The following is a 16,147-nucleotide window of genomic DNA, read 5'->3' on the forward strand; positions in this document are numbered from 1 at the left end:
TCTCTCCTGATCCCGAAGCTCTTGAAATAACCTGCCGCCAAGGGTCCAAAGGGGATGACAAATCCCTGGCCAGCAGATAACATAGCACCCTTTATCAACACTGACAACGGCACTGCCCCGGACCACAGCACAGCCGTGGCTCGGGCTCAGCGGTTAATTAATACAAACCAACTGCAAAATCAAAAAATTATGCATGCACTGATCGAAGAGCTCAAGATCAAACTGATCGAGATCCTCAATCTCCAGGATGTGAAGCCTGAAGACTTTGACGAAAACGCCCAACTGGTGGGCGGCGAGCTGGGGATCGACTCCATCGATGTCCTGGAGATGGTGGTCATGGTGGAAAAAGACTATGGCATCGTCATCAACAACCAGGAGGTGGGCCAGCAGGTCTTCTACTCCCTGGCCAACCTGGCCCGCTATATCCAGGAGAACGGCCCGCAAAGCGCTGCCGACACCGCCCCTTGAGTACGACCAGGATCTACATCAACGGCCTGGGCATCATCTCTGGACTGGGTAAAGGCCTGGCAGCCACCGAGCAGGCCCTGCGCGAAAACCGTTCCGCCCTTGCCCCCCTGAGCCTCTTTTCCCTGCTCCGGGGAGAGCCGCTGCCGGTGGGTCAGGTCGAGCTCGCCCCGGAGTCAGCGACCATGCCCCGCACCCATCAGCTGGCCGTAGCGGCAGGCAGGCAGGCCATGGCAGGCTGCAGCCATCCACCGGGCGCCATTATCCTGGGCACCACCACCGGCGGCATCCTGACCACGGAACAGCTCCTGGCCGAGCAGGAAGAGCGGCCCCACTGCTACCGCTATCACGGGCTCCACTCCGTGGCCCAGGCCCTGGCTGAGAGCGTAGGCTGCACGGGTCCGGCCCTGGTTGTTTCCACGGCCTGTTCCTCCGGGGCCGTGGCCCTGGCCCTGGCACGGGAGATGCTCCTGGCAGGAGAGGTGGACTCGGTCCTGGCAGGCGGGGTGGACTCGCTCTCCCGCCTCACCTACTTCGGTTTCCACGCCCTCCAGCTGGTGGACCGGCAGGGCTGTCGCCCCCTGGACAGGGAGCGCCAGGGCATGGCCGTGGCCGAGGGCGCCGGCCTGCTCCTCTTGAGCCGCAGGCCGGGCGAAAACTGCACCAGCCAACTGCTGGGGGCCGGACTCTCCTGCGATGCCTATCACCCTGCAGCGCCCCACCCCGAGGGCGACGGGGCGCTCCGGGCCATGGAACAGGCCCTGGCCGACGGTGGCCTCACACCGGCAGAGGTCGACTACATCAACCTCCACGGTACCGGCACCCCGGACAACGACCGGGCCGAGGCCCGGGCCATCCGCCGGCTGTTTCAGCCGCTGCCGCCCCTCTCCTCCATCAAGGGCGCCACCGGCCACAGCCTGGCAGCGGCCGGGGCCATCGAGGCGGTGATTGCCAGCCTGCTGATCTCCCGTGGGCTGCTGCCGGCCAACACCGGCCTGGAGCAGCTGGACCCGGAGCTCGGCCTCAAGCCGATTACCAGGCCGGAGGAGAGAGCAGTCCGCACCGTGCTCTCCAACTCCTTTGGCTTTGGCGGCAACAACGGTTCCCTGCTCATCGCCGAGCGGTGCTACTCCCCCGGGCCCCGGGCCCAGGTCGACTGCAAGCCTGGCCCCCCGGGCCTGGCCATCCATGGCTTTGCGGCCATCAGCGGTGCCGGCAACAGCGAGGCGACCCTGGAACGGCTCCGCCGGGGTGAGTCGGTGGCCGGCATGGCCTCGGCTGCGACCATCAGCGCGGGGCTCTCCCCCAGGCTGACCCGACGGCTCAAACGGTTGGCCCAGATGAGCCTCTCCCTGGCTGCAGCCGCCCGGAAAGCAGGGACCGACGCCCCCGGGATCGGGAACGTCTTCATGGGCACCAGCTGGGGCGCCCTCTCCGAAACCTTTGATTTCCTCCACCGCCTCAGGACCACGGAGGAGCAGTTTCCCAGCCCCACCGACTTTGTCGGCTCGGTCCATAACGGCCCTGCCGGCCAGGTGGCCCTGCTCCTGGGGGCCACCGGTGCCAACATCACCACCAGCGGCGGCGATTACTCCTTTGAGCAGGCCCTGCTGAGCGCCCAACTGATGAGGTGCAGGAGCGCACGACCGACCCTGCTCATGGGGGTCGACGAAGCCCAGCCCGACCTCTCACCCCTGCTGGATCCCTCCTGTACGACAGCATACCAGGCAGCAGACCGGGCAGCCGACGGCGGCGCGGCCCTCCTGGTCAGCCGGGAGCTCGAGGGGGCCTGCTGCCGCATCTGCCTGCCCTTTTATCAGCAAGACAGCGGCCCGGAGACCATGGCAGCCCTGGTGAGGGCCCTCAAGCTGGGGCCCGGCCGGAGCCAGCCCTACGGGCTGATCCTGGTGGGCATTCCTGCAGCCAGGCGGGATCTGGGCCAGGAACAACTGAGGGCCTTCCAGGCCCTGAGCCGCTCCAAGGCGCCCACCGTCGACTACCGCAGGCTCAGCGGTGAATTCGGCACCGCCTCGGCCCTGGCCGCGACCCTGGCCGCCGCCCTCTGTCAGGCCGGCCGCATCCCGGCAGGCTTGAGCGGGGGCCGGGAGCTCCGCCTGGAAGGCGAAGGCCGACGGATCCTGATCCTGGGCCTGGGCGATTGCCTCACGGCCATGGAACTGCAGCGACCATGAGGATCCTGCTGATTTCCCCCAACACCCTGCGCGAGCCCTACCCGGTCTACCCCCTTGGTCTCGACTATGTGGCAGGCTCCGTTGCAGCCCGCCACCAGGTGCGGATCGCGGATCTCAACACCATGGACCTGGCCGACCTGGCCCGGCTGGTGGCCGAGTTTTCACCGACCCTGATCGGCATCTCCTGCCGCAACATCGACAACACCGAGGCAGCGACCAGCCGCTCCTTTATCCGGGAGTACCAGCAGCTGGTCAGCTGGCTCAGAGCCCGCTCCCGGGCCCTGGTCGTCTGCGGCGGCGCCGGCTTCACCATCATGCCCCGGGCCATCCTGGCCGCCGTGGGCGCGGACCTGGGACTGGTGGGCGAGGGAGAACGCTTCGGCCTCCTGGCCGATGCCCTGGACCAGGAGCAGGACCCCTGCCTGATCCCGGGAGTGATCACCCCGGACTCCCCGGCAGCCCCCCCCCTGCCCCCCCCCTGGACCGGCCCGCAACGACGCGACTTCCGGGACGATGCCGCCCATAAGCGCTTCTACCTGGAGCACGGCGGCATGCTCAGCCTGCAGAGTAAACGGGGCTGCTCGTTTCGCTGCATCTACTGCCCCTATCCCCGGATCGAGGGCCGGCAGCACCGCCTGATCGACCCGGAGGAGGTGGCCCGGATGGCGCTGAAGCTGGAGGCAGCCGGGGCCAGTTATTTTTTTATCACCGACTCGGCCTTTAACTCGGATGTCCCCCACTCTCTGGCCGTGGCCCGGGCCTTTACGGCGGCCGGGGTCTCCATCCCCTGGGGCGCCTTCTTTGCGCCGGTGAAGCTGCCGCCGGAGTACTTTTCCACCATGGCCGAAGCCGGTCTTCGCCATGTGGAATTCGGCACCGAGGCCCTGGCAGACCCCATGCTCGAGAGCTACCGCAAACCCTTTCGGGTCCGGGAGGTCTTCACGGCCCACCGGCAGGCCCTGGAGGCCGGTCTCCATACCGCCCACTACCTGCTCCTGGGCGGTCCGGGCGAGTCCCGGGCCACGGTGAGCGCCACCCTGGAACAGATGGAACGACTCACCCGGACCGTGCTCTTCTGCTTCATCGGCATCCGCGTCTATCCGGGTACCGGCCTCTACCGGATCGCCCTAGAACAGGGCAGGATCGGCCCGGACACCGACCTGCTCAAGCCTGTCTTCTACCAGGCCGAGGGGATCGATCAAGCCGGCATCGAGGCCATGGTCCGAGAGCGGGCAGGCCAGCGAATCAACTGGGTGGTCGGCTCCGGCGGCAGCGGGGGCGCAGACACCGTCCGAAAGCTGCATCAACGGGGATACAGCGGACCGCTCTGGGAGTTTCTGATTCGCTGAACCGACCACCGGGAGAGCCCTCGCCAGACCGAAACAGGACCTGACAACAGAGCCGTCCAACCAAGGCGTTGCAAAGATCCGCACCTAAAGATCCACAGCTGCCACCGGCTTAGCGGTTGAGATATTTTCAGCCAGGTGGTATAAGCAATCTTTTTGGTCCATTCCCTGCTTTTTTATAGATGAACAGGGATCAGGCGACAACACCAAGAAGCTACAGCCGAGACCGATAAGCAGAGCAAGCGCTTTTTTTCAGCGACGAACATGGACCCAATCACCACCACAGCATCGGTGCGCATCGATGCCGGTTCCCCCTGGTTTTCCGGACATTTCCCCGACGACCCCATCCTCCCCGGTATTGCCCAGCTGAAGATGGTCGCCGATCTCCTTGGCCGGACAACAGCGGCCCGGGTGGATGTGCTGGGCCTTAGCCGGATCAAGTTCCGCAAGATCGTCCGTCCCGGTGAACAACTCGATATTGAGGTGAGCTGCACCCCGCAAAGCGACCAGTGCCAGTTCAAAATCACCTGTGGAGACCAGGAAGTCTGCTCCGGCAGGATGACGGTTTCCCCCCCTGCAACCCCCGAATAATTCCATGCCACAGACCATAGACCAGACCATCATCCGCATTGCCGAGATCATCATCAACGAGCTGAAGCTCGAAGATGTCACCCCTGAGACCTTTGACCCTGACCTGGACCTGATCGACGAGGTCGGGATCGACTCCATGGACCTGGCCACCATCGCCCTGGTCCTCAGGGATGAGTTCGGCATCCGGATCGACGAAGACGACTACCCCACCCTGACCTCGGTTCGGATCATCAGCCACTACATCAACGACAAGCTCAACAGCGACGAATAGATGACCGCCCCCCAACCGGAATACAAATTTGCCGAGATCATCGCCGATCCGCTGATCCGCGAGCGCTGGGAAAAGGTGCGCCAATACTTCTTCCTGCGCGAATCAACCTATGACATGACCAACCGCTGCAATATCCGCTGTGAGGGCTGCTACTATTTCAGCGGTGAAAAGCAGTTTGCCCGGGAGAACCGCAGTCAGGCCGACTGGAGAACCTTGCTGGAGGGCGAAAAACAGCGGGGGATCACCTTTGTGGTCCTGGCCGGTGCCGAGCCTTCGCTGGTGCCGGAGCTCTGTGCGGTCTGTCACCAGGTCATCCCCCTGGGCGCCATTGCCACCAACGGTATCAGGCCCATCCCCCGGGAGATCGACTACCGGATCCACATCTCGGTCTGGGGCAATGACCGGAGCAGCGAGCGGATCCGCAAGGCCCCGGACATGCTGGTCCGTCAGCTGGTCAACTATCGCGAAGATCCCAGGGCGCTCTTTGTCTACACCTTTACCCCGGATAACATCGGCGAGGCCCGGGAGGTCAGCCGGATCCTGGCCGACAACGGCCAGCAGCTCACCTTTAACATGTTCTCCGCCCCGGTCGGCTACAGCGGTCCCCTCCGCCACAGCAGGGAGAGCCTCCTCCGGACCAGGGAGATGATGAGCGAGCTCCTGGAGGAATATCCCCAAAACGTGCTCTTCTCGCCCTACAACATCGTGGCCCACACCGCAGAGCAGAGCCTTCATCAGCTCTTCAGCTGCTCCTATCCGCGCCAGAACCCCTCCGCTGCCATCGGCCTGGGCAAGAGCTTCCGCCAGTACCGGACCGACCTCCAGTGGGACCGCCAGGCTGCCTGCTGCGTGCCGGACACCGACTGCAGCGACTGCCGTCACTATGCCGCGGGCAGTGCCGTGGTCACGGCCAGGATGTACCGTCACGCCACCGATCCGGTCACCTTTAGCGCCTGGCTCGACTATATGGATACCTACCTGGCGGTCTGGGTCACAGGCTACCCCAAGGGAGCGACCCTCTGCCCCACCTATATCAATCCGCCTGCAGGCAAGGAGCGCCCATGATAACCGTCAGCTCCCTTCTCGACGATCACTGGTACGCACGCTATAAGAAAATCTCCAAGCTCAACATCCGCAGCTCCATCTACGATGTGACCAACCGCTGCAACCTGCGCTGCAAGGGCTGTTTCTTCTTCTCCTCCGGTGAGGACGAGGCCGCCGCCGAAGAGCATGACCTGGGCCGCTGGCAGGCCTTTATCGATGATGAGACCAGGCGGGGGGTGAACCTGGCCATCCTCATCGGCGGAGAACCCACCCTCTGCCTGGACCGGGTGGAGGCCTTCTATCGGCGTCTGCCCACCTTCTGCGCCACCAACGGCCTGATCAAGGTACCCAGGGAGCGCTTCCCGGATATGATGGTCGGCCTCTCCCTCTGGGGTGATGAGGAGGATGAAAAGACCCTCCGGGGCAAGGACACCTTCAAGATCTCCAGCGCCAACTACCAGGGAGATCCCCACGCCTACTACCTCTACACCATCACCCCCAGACAGCTGGGCAAGACCGAAAAGATCATCCAGAAGATCCGAGACGTGGGACTCAAGGTCCACATGCAGCTGCTCTCCAACGACGAGGAGGTGGACGGCTTTTCCTGGCAAGCCGAAGAGTTGGTCGCGGTGCGGGCAGAGATGGACACCATGCTGGATCGCTATCCCGAGACCGTGATCTCCTCCAGGTACTACCACGAGGTGATCACCACCGGCAGGATGCTGGGCAGACAGTTCGGCTGGCAGGAGTGCCCCTCGGTGACCGAGCCCCTGGACCGTCGGCAGCCGCGGCCCAAACGACTGACCAACTTCATCCGCTGGTCCTCGGACCTGCACACCATGCACCGCTGCTGTACCTCAGAGACCCGTGACTGCTCCACCTGTAAGGACGGGGCCGCCCACATGAGCTGGGTGATGGTCAACAAGCGGGACCATATCCGGACGAGCCGGGATCTCCAGAACTGGATCGAGGTCTACGAGATGTTTGCCAAGCTCTATCAGTTCATCCCCTGGTAGGTCTGCGGCAGCCCCCATGGAGGACACCACCCCGGTTATTCTCGGCTACGATGCCGTCTCCCCCCTGGGACTGGAGCTTGAAGAGCAGTGGCAGCGCGCCCTGGCAGGCGAGAGCGGCATCGGTCCCTTAAGCCGTTTTCCCCTGCCCCCCGAGTTCCCGGTGCGCGTTGCCGGCCAGGTGGAGGAACTTAGCGCTGAACTCTCAACCAGCGACTATCCCTTTCTCAGCCCCCGGCACCGGGCGGCCTGGAGCTCTCCGATCTTTCCCTATGCCCTGCTCTCGGTGAGCCGGGCGCTCAGGCGAGCCGGGCTCGCCATCACCCCGGAGCTGGCCCCCCGCACCGCAGTCACCTACAGCTCGGCCATCGGCGGCCTGGACGCCGTCCTGAACGCCGACCGAAGGCTCCAGGCCGACAACCGCCTGCCCCCGCCCTACACCAACCCCAATGCCTGCATCAACATGGTGGGTGGCAAGATCGCCATGGAGACCGGGGCCCAGGGGCCCATCACCTCCACCATCACCGCCTGTGCCACCGGCCTGAGCTCCCTGCTGATGGGGGCCATGTTCCTGGCCCAGGGCCGGGCAGACCTGGTCATCTGCGGGGCCGTGGACTTTGCCCTGGTGGAACCCATTGTGGCCGGTTTTGCCACCATGAACGGCAGCTACTCACCCAAGCCGGGTCAGGAAGAGGAGGCGCCCCAGCGGGCCAGTCGCCCCTTTTCCCTGGATCGCCGGGGCTTTGTCATCTCCGAGGGTGCCGGCGCCCTGATCCTGGCCTCCCGGGCCTTTGCCCGGGCCCACGGCCTGAGCTACCATACCCGGCTGGCAGGCTGGTCCATGACCTCGGATGCCCACCACTTTGTGGCCCCCCACCTCCCCACCATCCAGCGCTGCATGGCCCAGGCCCTGGCCGACGCCGGACTTGAGCCTGCAGATATCGCCGCCATCAACGCCCATGCCGCCTCCACCCGGGTGGGTGATCAGGTGGAGTACGAGGCCCTGCGCTCGCTCTTTGCCGGGCAGCTGCCCCCGGTCTGTGCCAACAAGTCCCTGATCGGTCATGCCATGGGCGCCTCCAGTGCCATCGAGACCATCTTCGCCCTCCTGGGAATGCGCGACCAGCTCCTCCCCCCCACCATCAACCATACCCCTGACCCGGCCCTGGAGCTGGACTGTGTGAGCGAGGGTAAACGCGCCCTGGACCAGGAGTTTGTCCTCAAGAATGCCTTTGGCTTTGGCGGCTGTAACGCCTGTGCCGTGTTTCAACATGTACTCTAAGCAGATGTAACAGATTTATGAGACCAGCAAAAAACAGAAGAGTGATGGTGGTGGGCTACGATGTCGCCACCGCCCTGGGCAACAACTTTGCCGATACCTGGGAGCAGGCGGCCGCAGGCAGGGCCGGCTTTCGCAGGCTCAGCCGCTGCGAGACCACCAGCCGCAGCAACGTGGTGGGTGAGATCCCGGACTGGGATCCCAGTCAGCTGCCCTATGTCAACCGCAAGGAGGCCAACCTCTGGAACGCGGACTATGTCTTCCTGACCATGGAGACCTGCAGGCGGGCCCTGCTCCATGCCGGCCTGGAGATCGACCAGCAGACCGGGCCCAGGACCGGCTGCCTGATCGGCTCGGCCCTCAACGGCACCGACTCCTACCGGATCGCCATGGACAACTACCTCAACCGGGGACCGTTCAAGGTCAGCCCCTATCTCCTGCCCAATGTCTGTGCCAACCTGCCCGGCGGCAAGGCCGGGATGCTCCTGGGCTTCACCGGTCCGATCTTCTCACCCCAGAGCGCCTGTGCCTCGGCCAACCATGCCATCGGCCTGGGCGCCAGGATGATCCGGGACGGTGAGTGTGACTTTGTCCTGGCCGGAGGGGTGGAGACCTGCCTGGTACCGGAGATCATCCAGGGTTTTGCCAACATGCTGGCCACCATCAAGATCAACCCCAAGGACCGGGCAGCCCAGGATCCCAGCCAGGCCTCCCGCCCCTTCAGCCTGGACCGTAAGGGATTTGTCCTGGCCGAAGGCGCCGGGGTACTGGTCCTGGCGGCCGAGGAGGCGGTCCGGGGCCTGGGCTTAACTGCCAGGGCCGAGGTGGCCGGCATAGGCTGGAACTCCGACGCCCACCACTTTACCCGACCCAACGAAGAGACCATCGTCCGGGCCATGCACGATGCCATCGACGATGCCGAGCTTGAGCCGGCGGATATCGGCGCGGTCAATGCCCACGGCACCTCCACCCCCACCGGCGACGGGACCGAGGTGGCGTGTTTGCGCAGGGTCTTTGCCAAGTCCCTGGCCGGGATCCCGGTCACGGCCAACAAGTCCCAGCTCGGCCACTCCCTGGGAGCCTCGGCCGCCATCGAGGCGGCACTCTCCATCGAGGCCATGGCCCGGGGCATGGTCCTGCCCACGGTGAACCATATCCCGGATCCTGCCTTCAGCGACCTGGATGTGGTCCCCGACACCAGCCGCAACCATAAGCACGAGTTTGTGCTCTCCAACTCCTTTGGCTTTGGCGGCACCAACTGCTGTATCGTCTTTCGAGGTATCTGATGCGTCCCAAACCCTTTGTCCCTGAATTCCTGGACGACCCCGCTTATCTCCGAGATCAGGCCACCGGCATAACCTGGCACCGCTGCCAGCTGCGCACCCTCTATGCCGACACCGACCGCTCCGAGGTGGTCTATCACGCCAACTACCTGAAGTACTTTGAGCTGGGCAGGGCCGAACTGATGCGCAAGGCCAACTACCCCTACAAGGCCATCGAGGAGAGCGGCTACATCTACCCCATCATCAAGACCGAGCTCAACTACTACAGCCCGCTCTTCTATGATGACCTGATGTATATCCACACCCGGCCGGCCAAGATGGAGCTGGTCAAGCTCCAGTTTGACTACCTGATCACCCGGGCGGACAACGGCGAAATCGTCTGCACCGGCTTCACCAGGCACTGTGCCGTCAACAGCAAGCTGATCCCGGTGGAGATCGACGAGCAGACCATCCGCCTCTGGAACGAGTTCCCGGAATAATGGCCTGCCAACGCTTGGAGCTCTCCATCCCGATCCGCCCCTGGTTTTCGGATCATTGCTTCCAGGATCGGGTGGTCCTGCCGGCGGTGGAGACCATCCTGATCCTGGCCGGGGTGATGGGCCGCCACCATCCCCGGATCGATCTCCGGCTGATGGAGGAGGCCCGCTTTGCCAGGTTCCTGCAGATCCCTCCGGCAAGGAAACAGCTCCCGGTGCTGGTGGAGATGACGGCCCAGGGGGAGGACCAGGTGCGGGCGACCCTGCTGAGCAGGGTCCGGATCAAGGCCATGAGCAGGCTCATCGAACATGGCTCGGTCTGCTTCGGCAGCAGCCAGGCCTTGACGGCGCCGGCGCCGGTGGAGCCGAGCACGGCCCGGGCCCAGCCGGACGCAGCTTCCCGTGCCAGCATCAGCGCCCAAACCATCTACCAAAAGCTGGTCCCCTTTGGTCCCCACTACCAGACCCTCCGGGAGCAGCTCCAGCTGGCCGACGGCCAGGCCTGGGGGATCCTCAAGGCCCCTGAGCTCCCGCCCAGCGATCCTGTTCAGGAACTGCTCGGCTCACCCTTTCCCCTGGACGGGGCCCTGCATGCCGCCTGTGTCCTGGGCCAGCAGGCGGTGGACTTCATCCCCTTTCCCGTGGGTTTTAGCCGGCGGATCATCCATCGCCCCGTCCTGCCGGGAGAGCGCTGCCAGACCAGGGTCTGCCAGACCCGGGCCGACCAACAGGAACTCTGCTTTGAGCTGAGCATCAGCGACGAGCAGGGGCGACTCCGGGAGGAGCTCTACGGCGTCCGGATGCGTGACGTCAGTCGCGCCCTTTGAGAATCAAGCTCCACCGCCCAAGGCTGCTCCTGCTCGCTCCCTGACCCGCCTCCGCCCTTGTTACTACCCGAGCCCGGAGAGAGGGTTGATCCCCTCAACTCTTTGCCCCCATTGAATATAATTCCTTGAATTGAGTCACAAACTCTCCTATACTAGCCGCTGTACCAGAACAACACCGACACCGTCTTCAACTGCCTGGACAGCTCCTCTCCACAACAGGCAGTAGCCTTTAGATGGTGCCCGTTTTACCCGAAGCTCAGCCCCCTACCCAGTACCGCAAGCTCAAAGTGAACAACCCGAACCTTTAAGGTAGAAGATCTGATGGCCACCCCGTCCCCCCCCATCGTCGGCCTGCTCATCGAGGCGGCAATCATCACCCCCGGGCAACTTGAACATGCCACCAGGATCCAAGAAAAGTTAAGCTCGTTTCAACCCCTGCTGAAGATCCTCAAAGAGCTCGACTATGTCTCGGACAAAGAGGTCAAGAGCACCATCCAGGCAGCCGCCCACTCCATCAGGATCGGTGACCTCCTGACCGAGCTCGGCTACATCTCCCCGGACGATCTGGACGCCGCCTGCCGGCTCCAGCAGGAGAGCGAGCCAAAGGACAAACTCGGGACCATCCTGGTCAAGCACAACTTCATCAACGAACAGCTCCTGATGAAGGTGCTGTCGATCCAGATGGGCTTCCCCCTGGTAGAACCCAGTCTCGCCTCCCTGGACCGCCAGTTGTGCCGCAAGGTGCCCCAAAAGCTGATGAAGAGCCACTGCTTCCTGCCCATTCATAAGGAGGAGGACGGCAGTGTCAAGGTCGCCTTTGGAGATCCCCTGGATCAGGAGGCCATCGAGATCGCCCGACGTTTTCTGGGCGGCAAGATCACCCCCGCCATTGCCCAGCGGGAGCTGGTGGCAAAAACCGTGGACCTGCTGATCGACAAGCTCAGCCACCGGGCCATGGCCGTGGACACCAAGACCACCGTGGGCACGGTCAACACCATCATCCTGGCCGCCATCGCCAACAATGCCAGTGATATCCATATCGAACCCCTGCCGGATCGCCTCCAGGTCCGCTTTCGCGAAGATGGCGTCCTCAGCCTTTATAAGGACTTTCCCATTGAACTGGCCCCCTCCATCTCCAGCAGGATCAAGGTCCTCTGCGAGGCTGATATCGCTGAGAGACGAAGACATCAGGGGGGACGAATACTCTTTTCCCATGACCAGGGAGAACTGGACCTGCGGGTCTCGATCTACATCACGGTCCATGGGGAAAAGATCGTCATGCGGCTACTCAACCGCAAACAGGAGCTCTTTGATATCCAGTCCATAGGCCTCTCCCCCAGGATGCTCTCCAGGTTCCTGGAAGAGGCCGTCTACCAGCCCAGCGGGGTGCTGCTGGTCACCGGCCCCACCGGCTCGGGAAAGACCTCCACCATCTACAGCTGCATCCATAACCTGAAGAGTCCACAGGTGAGCATCATCACCGCAGAAGAGCCGGTGGAGTATGTGATCGAAGGGATTGCCCAGTGCTCCATTGATCCGAAGATCAACCTGACCTTTGAGGAGACCCTCCGCCATATTGTCCGCCAGGATCCGGACATCATCGTCATCGGCGAGATCCGGGACACCTACTCCGCAGAGGTTGCGGTTCAGGCGGCCCTCACCGGCCACAAGGTGCTCTCCACCTTCCATACCGAGGACTCCATCGGCGGGCTGGTGAGGCTGCTCCATATGAATATCGCCCCCTTTCTGGTCTCCTCCACGGTGGTCAGCGTCCTTGCCCAGCGACTCCTGAGGCGGGTCTGTCCGGCCTGCGCCACCCCGGTCCAGCCCAGCCCCATCCAACTCCAGCGGCTCAGATGCACCCCTGCAGAACTGGTGGGGGCAAAGTTTCAGAAGGGTCGCGGCTGCAGCCACTGCAAGCAGACCGGCTACAAGGGACGGATCGGTGTCTTTGAGCTCCTGGTCCTGGACGAGATGGTGCGCACGGCCATCCTTGAACAGCGAACCAGCCACGAGATCCGCCAGATCAGCACCCAACACTCGGGCCTGATTACCCTGCTGGAAGACGGCCTGGTCAAGGCTGCGGCAGGTATGACCACCCTGGACGAGGTCCTGCGCTGCCTGCCGCTGTTACAGCCCACCCGCCCCCTTGCAGAACTTCGACGCCTCTCCGGTTACTAAGATGACAGCCAAGACCTCCTTTATCGACATTGTTCAACACTACCTCGAATCCGACACCATCACCCTACCGGTGTTCAGTGCGGCCGCCTCACGGATCCAGCAGGAACTGGCAAAGAAAGAGCCGAACATCACCATCATAGAACAAGTCATCACCGCAGACCAGTCCCTCTCCACCCAGGTCCTGAAGACAGCCAACTCCCCCTTTTACAGGGGCCTGGCTGAGATCTCCACCGTACGCACGGCAATCATGCGCCTGGGCATAAAGGAGGTCGCCAAGATCGTGCTCATGGCAACCACCAAGAACACCTTCCGCTGCCAGGACAAACTGGTCAAGATGATCATGAAACGGCTCTGGCAGCACTCGGTGGGCACCGCCTATGGCACGGTGTGGCTCTGTAAGCGCCACGAGTATGGGGTGGAGCAGAGTCAGGCCTTTTTCGCAGGCCTGTTTCACGATGTGGGCAAACTCTTTATCCTGATGGTGATCGAGCATATCAAACAGCAGAAGCAGCAGGTGCGAGTAACCCCCAGCCTGATGATAGAGGCCATGACCAAGCTCCACACCTCCCAGGGCTCCAAGCTGCTGGAGCACTGGAATGTGCCCCAGCCCTTTGTCGTGGTGGCCCGCGACCACCACGACCTGGAGCTGGATCAGAGTAATACCCTCCTGCTGCTGGTACGGATGGCCAGCCAGGTCTGCTCCAAGCTGGGGATCAGCCCTGTGCCGGCCCAGGAGATCGTCCTGCCGGCCACCCTGGAGGCCTCCCTGCTCAACCTGAGCGAACTCGACCTGGCAGAGCTTGAGATCTTTCTCGAGGACAACAAGGTACTGACCGCCTGAACCACTGAGCCAGGGTCCGTTCAGATCCGTTCAAAGACCGCGGCCACGGCCTCCCCCCCGCCGATACAGAGGGTGACCACCCCGTAACGCTTCTCCTGTCGCTCCAACTCCCGAATCAGGGTGGCCACCAGCCGGCCGCCGCTGGCGCCGATGGGGTGACCGATGGCCACAGCCCCGCCGTTGACGTTCACCCGCGCCGGATCGATGGCCAAGAGCTCCATGGTCAAGAGGGCCACCGCGGCAAAGGCCTCGTTGATCTCAAAGAGGTCGATATCCTCCAGGCTGAGCCCGGCCCGGGCTACGGCCAGCCGGATGGCCTCGACATCGGCCTCAGGGAAAAGCTGGGGGCCGGTGCTGGCCGTGGCTGCAGCCACCAACCTGGCCCTGGGGCGCAGGCCATAACGCTCCACCGCAGCCCCACCCGCGACCAGGGCCAGGGCTGCCCCGTCGTTGATGGTGGAGGCATTGCCGGCAGTGATGCTCCCCTGCTCCCTGAAGACCGTGGGCAGGGAGGCAAACTTCTCAGGATCACAGCGCCAGGGCTCCTCATCCTCAGCCACCACCAGCCACCCCTTGCCGGAGTTGAACCGCACCTCCACCAGTTCCGGAGCAAAGATCTGCTCCTTCAGGGCCTGCTGGGCCAGGCCGTAGGAACGGAGGGCATAGGCGTCCTGCTCCCTACGGCTTATCCGGTGCCCCCTCAGCCACTCTTCGGTGATCTCGCCCATGGATCTGCCCGAGGCAGCATCCTCCAACCCGTCCAGGAGCAGCAGGTCCAAGATCTCCCCATGGCCGAAGCGCTGGCCCTTCCTGGCCCTGGCGAGCACATGGGGAGCCAGGGACATGTTCTCCATGCCGCCGGCAATGACCAGAGACGCCTCACCGGCCCGGATGGTGTTGGCAGCCAGCATCATGGCCACCAGCCCGGAACCGCAGACCTTGTTGATGGTCAGGGCATGAACCTGGTCAGGCAGGCCGGCCAAACGCATGGCCTGGCGTGCCGGGGCCTGGCCGCAGCCGCCCTGGAGCACCTGGCCGATGATCACCTCATCCACCAGCGTACCCCCCAGGCCGCTCCGGCCCAGCAACTCCGGGATAACCGCAGCCGCCAGCTCAGGGGCCGGCACCTCTGCAAGGGAACCGAGAAAACTGCCAAAGGGAGTCCGCAGGGCCTCGACAATGAAGATGTCCTGATCAGTGATGGCCATGGTTCTGTCCTCCTGTATCCGGGAAGGTATCGGCTCCAGAGCCAGGCAGAGCCCTGGATAGGTGCCGGCCGCTTCGCGGCCATGATCCGGAAGGCCCCTCCGGCGAACCGGGCAAGCGGAGCAAAGGGTGTTCCTGCTCTTTTTCTTGATTCACACCCCCGAAGTTCTGCTATACTGTTTTATAAGCTAAGAACATCGTGACAAAAAAAAAGGGGCCAGGCAATGACAACCAGCCAGAGAATCATGGTCATAGGGGCCGGACAGATGGGCAGCGGTATCGCCCAGGTGGCGGCCCAGGCAGGCTACCAGGTACTGCTCAGCGATCTCGACCAAGAGATGACAGCCCGCGCTCTTCAAACCATCGAGGCCAGGCTGCAGCGAGAGGTCGAGCGGGCTCACGCCCCTCCTGCCGGGTGCGCATCCGTTCTGGCCCGAATCACACCCACCACCGGCCTGGAGGGCTGCGAAGGAAGCGATTGGGTGATCGAGGCGGCCAGTGAGCGACTTGAGCTGAAGAGAAAACTCTTCCGGGAACTGGGGCAACGCACCGGCAAGGCCACCATCCTGGCCAGCAACACCTCCTCCCTCTCCATCACCGAGATCGCGGCCGCCAGCGGCTCGCCCCGGCGGGTGATCGGGATGCACTTCATGAATCCGGTTCCCAGGATGATGCTGGTGGAGGTCATCCAGGGGCTGGACACCGCAGAGGCAACCTCTACGGCCACCATGGAGTTGGCCCGCAGCCTGGGCAAGGAGCCGGTCCTGGTCAAGGACTATCCCGGCTTCATCAGCAACCGGTTGTTGCTGCCCCTGATCAACGAGGCCATCTTTGCCGTCCATGAGGGGGTGGCCGAGGTCGAGGCCGTGGACCGGATCATGCAGCTGGGGATGAACCACCCCATGGGCCCGCTGGCCCTGGCCGACCTGATCGGCCTGGACACCTGCCTGGCCATCATGGAGATCCTTCAGCAGGGCTTTGGCGATGACAAGTACCGCCCCTGCCCCCTGCTGGTCAAGATGGTCAGGGCCGGCCGTCTGGGCCGAAAGAGCGGCCAGGGATTTTATCCCTATCCAGCCTCTAGGCCGCTGTAACTACCGGCAGAGAGGCGACTCCCTGGCCGGAACCACAT

15 protein-coding genes are annotated in these 16,147 nt (G+C 63.6%); 14 read left to right on the forward strand and 1 reads right to left on the reverse strand.

Annotated elements, in window-relative coordinates; all coding sequences use genetic code 11:
• Positions 1-189 precede the first annotated feature (189 nt).
• From G494_RS0107425 to G494_RS0107485, 13 genes are all read left to right on the forward strand, one after another.
• Positions 190-468, forward strand: coding sequence for a phosphopantetheine-binding protein (locus G494_RS0107425; RefSeq protein WP_028584024.1), 279 nt, complete (start codon positions 190-192; stop codon positions 466-468).
• A complete protein-coding gene (locus G494_RS0107430) occupies positions 465-2,657 on the forward strand; it encodes a beta-ketoacyl-[acyl-carrier-protein] synthase family protein (protein WP_051305496.1) in 2,193 nt (730 codons plus the stop codon). Before G494_RS0107425 ends, G494_RS0107430 begins: the two co-directional genes overlap by 4 nt.
• Positions 2,654-4,006, forward strand: coding sequence for a lipid biosynthesis B12-binding/radical SAM protein (locus G494_RS0107435; RefSeq protein WP_028584026.1), 1,353 nt, complete (start codon positions 2,654-2,656; stop codon positions 4,004-4,006). The genes G494_RS0107430 and G494_RS0107435 overlap by 4 nt, the downstream gene beginning before the upstream one ends.
• Positions 4,007-4,267: 261 nt before the next feature.
• Positions 4,268-4,594, forward strand: a complete 327-nt coding sequence (locus G494_RS0107440) for a 3-hydroxyacyl-ACP dehydratase FabZ family protein (RefSeq protein WP_028584027.1) — start codon at positions 4,268-4,270, stop codon at positions 4,592-4,594.
• A gap of 4 nt (positions 4,595-4,598) precedes the next feature.
• The gene (locus tag G494_RS0107445; protein ID WP_028584028.1) at positions 4,599-4,865 is read left to right on the forward strand and encodes an acyl carrier protein; all 267 of its coding nucleotides are present in this window, start codon (positions 4,599-4,601) and stop codon (positions 4,863-4,865) included.
• Positions 4,866-5,930 carry a radical SAM protein gene (locus G494_RS0107450; protein WP_035245828.1) on the forward strand — a complete coding sequence of 355 codons (1,065 nt, stop codon included), beginning with the start codon at positions 4,866-4,868 and terminating at the stop codon, positions 5,928-5,930.
• Positions 5,927-6,925, forward strand: a complete 999-nt coding sequence (locus G494_RS0107455) for a radical SAM protein (RefSeq protein WP_028584030.1) — start codon at positions 5,927-5,929, stop codon at positions 6,923-6,925. Before G494_RS0107450 ends, G494_RS0107455 begins: the two co-directional genes overlap by 4 nt.
• A 16-nt stretch (positions 6,926-6,941) precedes the next feature.
• Entirely contained in the window at positions 6,942-8,204 is a 1,263-nt protein-coding gene (locus G494_RS0107460) for a beta-ketoacyl-[acyl-carrier-protein] synthase family protein (RefSeq protein ID WP_028584031.1), read from the forward strand.
• A gap of 17 nt (positions 8,205-8,221) precedes the next feature.
• Positions 8,222-9,487: a beta-ketoacyl-[acyl-carrier-protein] synthase family protein gene (locus G494_RS0107465; RefSeq protein ID WP_028584032.1), complete on the forward strand. Its 1,266-nt coding sequence runs from the start codon at positions 8,222-8,224 to the stop codon at positions 9,485-9,487.
• Positions 9,487-9,963, forward strand: coding sequence for an acyl-CoA thioesterase (locus G494_RS0107470; RefSeq protein ID WP_028584033.1), 477 nt, complete (start codon positions 9,487-9,489; stop codon positions 9,961-9,963). Before G494_RS0107465 ends, G494_RS0107470 begins: the two co-directional genes overlap by 1 nt.
• Complete coding sequence (locus tag G494_RS0107475; protein WP_028584034.1) at positions 9,963-10,787, forward strand: polyketide synthase dehydratase domain-containing protein; 825 nt, start codon at positions 9,963-9,965, stop codon at positions 10,785-10,787. Before G494_RS0107470 ends, G494_RS0107475 begins: the two co-directional genes overlap by 1 nt.
• Before the next feature lie 321 nt (positions 10,788-11,108).
• Positions 11,109-12,968 (forward strand): GspE/PulE family protein, encoded by a 1,860-nt coding sequence (locus tag G494_RS0107480; RefSeq protein ID WP_035245830.1) that lies wholly within the window; start codon positions 11,109-11,111, stop codon positions 12,966-12,968.
• A gap of 1 nt (position 12,969) precedes the next feature.
• Positions 12,970-13,809, forward strand: coding sequence for an HDOD domain-containing protein (locus tag G494_RS0107485; RefSeq protein ID WP_028584036.1), 840 nt, complete (start codon positions 12,970-12,972; stop codon positions 13,807-13,809).
• Between the two features lie 20 nt (positions 13,810-13,829).
• Here the strand turns inward: G494_RS0107485 and G494_RS0107490 are convergent, their stop codons facing one another.
• Complete coding sequence (locus tag G494_RS0107490; RefSeq protein ID WP_028584037.1) at positions 13,830-15,017, reverse strand: thiolase family protein; 1,188 nt, start codon at positions 15,015-15,017, stop codon at positions 13,830-13,832.
• Positions 15,018-15,239: 222 nt separating this feature from the next.
• Here G494_RS0107490 and G494_RS0107495 point away from each other — a divergent pair, with 222 nt between their 5' ends.
• Positions 15,240-16,109: a 3-hydroxyacyl-CoA dehydrogenase family protein gene (locus G494_RS0107495; protein ID WP_028584038.1), complete on the forward strand. Its 870-nt coding sequence runs from the start codon at positions 15,240-15,242 to the stop codon at positions 16,107-16,109.
• The last annotated feature ends 38 nt before the right edge of the window (positions 16,110-16,147 follow it).

The organism is Desulfogranum mediterraneum DSM 13871 (assembly GCF_000429965.1).
GTDB classification, from domain to species: Bacteria; Desulfobacterota; Desulfobulbia; order Desulfobulbales; family Desulfobulbaceae; genus Desulfogranum; species Desulfogranum mediterraneum.

Coding starts and splice junctions, on each gene's coding strand:
- G494_RS0107460 (WP_028584031.1), top strand. CDS start 6,942: ATGGAGGACACCACCCCGGTTATTCTCGGCTACGATGCCGTCTCCCCC.
- G494_RS0107440 (WP_028584027.1), top strand. CDS start 4,268: ATGGACCCAATCACCACCACAGCATCGGTGCGCATCGATGCCGGTTCC.
- G494_RS0107455 (WP_028584030.1), top strand. CDS start 5,927: ATGATAACCGTCAGCTCCCTTCTCGACGATCACTGGTACGCACGCTAT.
- G494_RS0107445 (WP_028584028.1), top strand. CDS start 4,599: ATGCCACAGACCATAGACCAGACCATCATCCGCATTGCCGAGATCATC.
- G494_RS0107480 (WP_035245830.1), top strand. CDS start 11,109: ATGGCCACCCCGTCCCCCCCCATCGTCGGCCTGCTCATCGAGGCGGCA.
- G494_RS0107450 (WP_035245828.1), top strand. CDS start 4,866: ATGACCGCCCCCCAACCGGAATACAAATTTGCCGAGATCATCGCCGAT.
- G494_RS0107485 (WP_028584036.1), top strand. CDS start 12,970: ATGACAGCCAAGACCTCCTTTATCGACATTGTTCAACACTACCTCGAA.
- G494_RS0107465 (WP_028584032.1), top strand. CDS start 8,222: ATGAGACCAGCAAAAAACAGAAGAGTGATGGTGGTGGGCTACGATGTC.
- G494_RS0107425 (WP_028584024.1), top strand. CDS start 190: ATGCATGCACTGATCGAAGAGCTCAAGATCAAACTGATCGAGATCCTC.
- G494_RS0107470 (WP_028584033.1), top strand. CDS start 9,487: ATGCGTCCCAAACCCTTTGTCCCTGAATTCCTGGACGACCCCGCTTAT.
- G494_RS0107435 (WP_028584026.1), top strand. CDS start 2,654: ATGAGGATCCTGCTGATTTCCCCCAACACCCTGCGCGAGCCCTACCCG.
- G494_RS0107490 (WP_028584037.1), bottom strand. CDS start 15,017: ATGGCCATCACTGATCAGGACATCTTCATTGTCGAGGCCCTGCGGACT.
- G494_RS0107495 (WP_028584038.1), top strand. CDS start 15,240: ATGACAACCAGCCAGAGAATCATGGTCATAGGGGCCGGACAGATGGGC.
- G494_RS0107475 (WP_028584034.1), top strand. CDS start 9,963: ATGGCCTGCCAACGCTTGGAGCTCTCCATCCCGATCCGCCCCTGGTTT.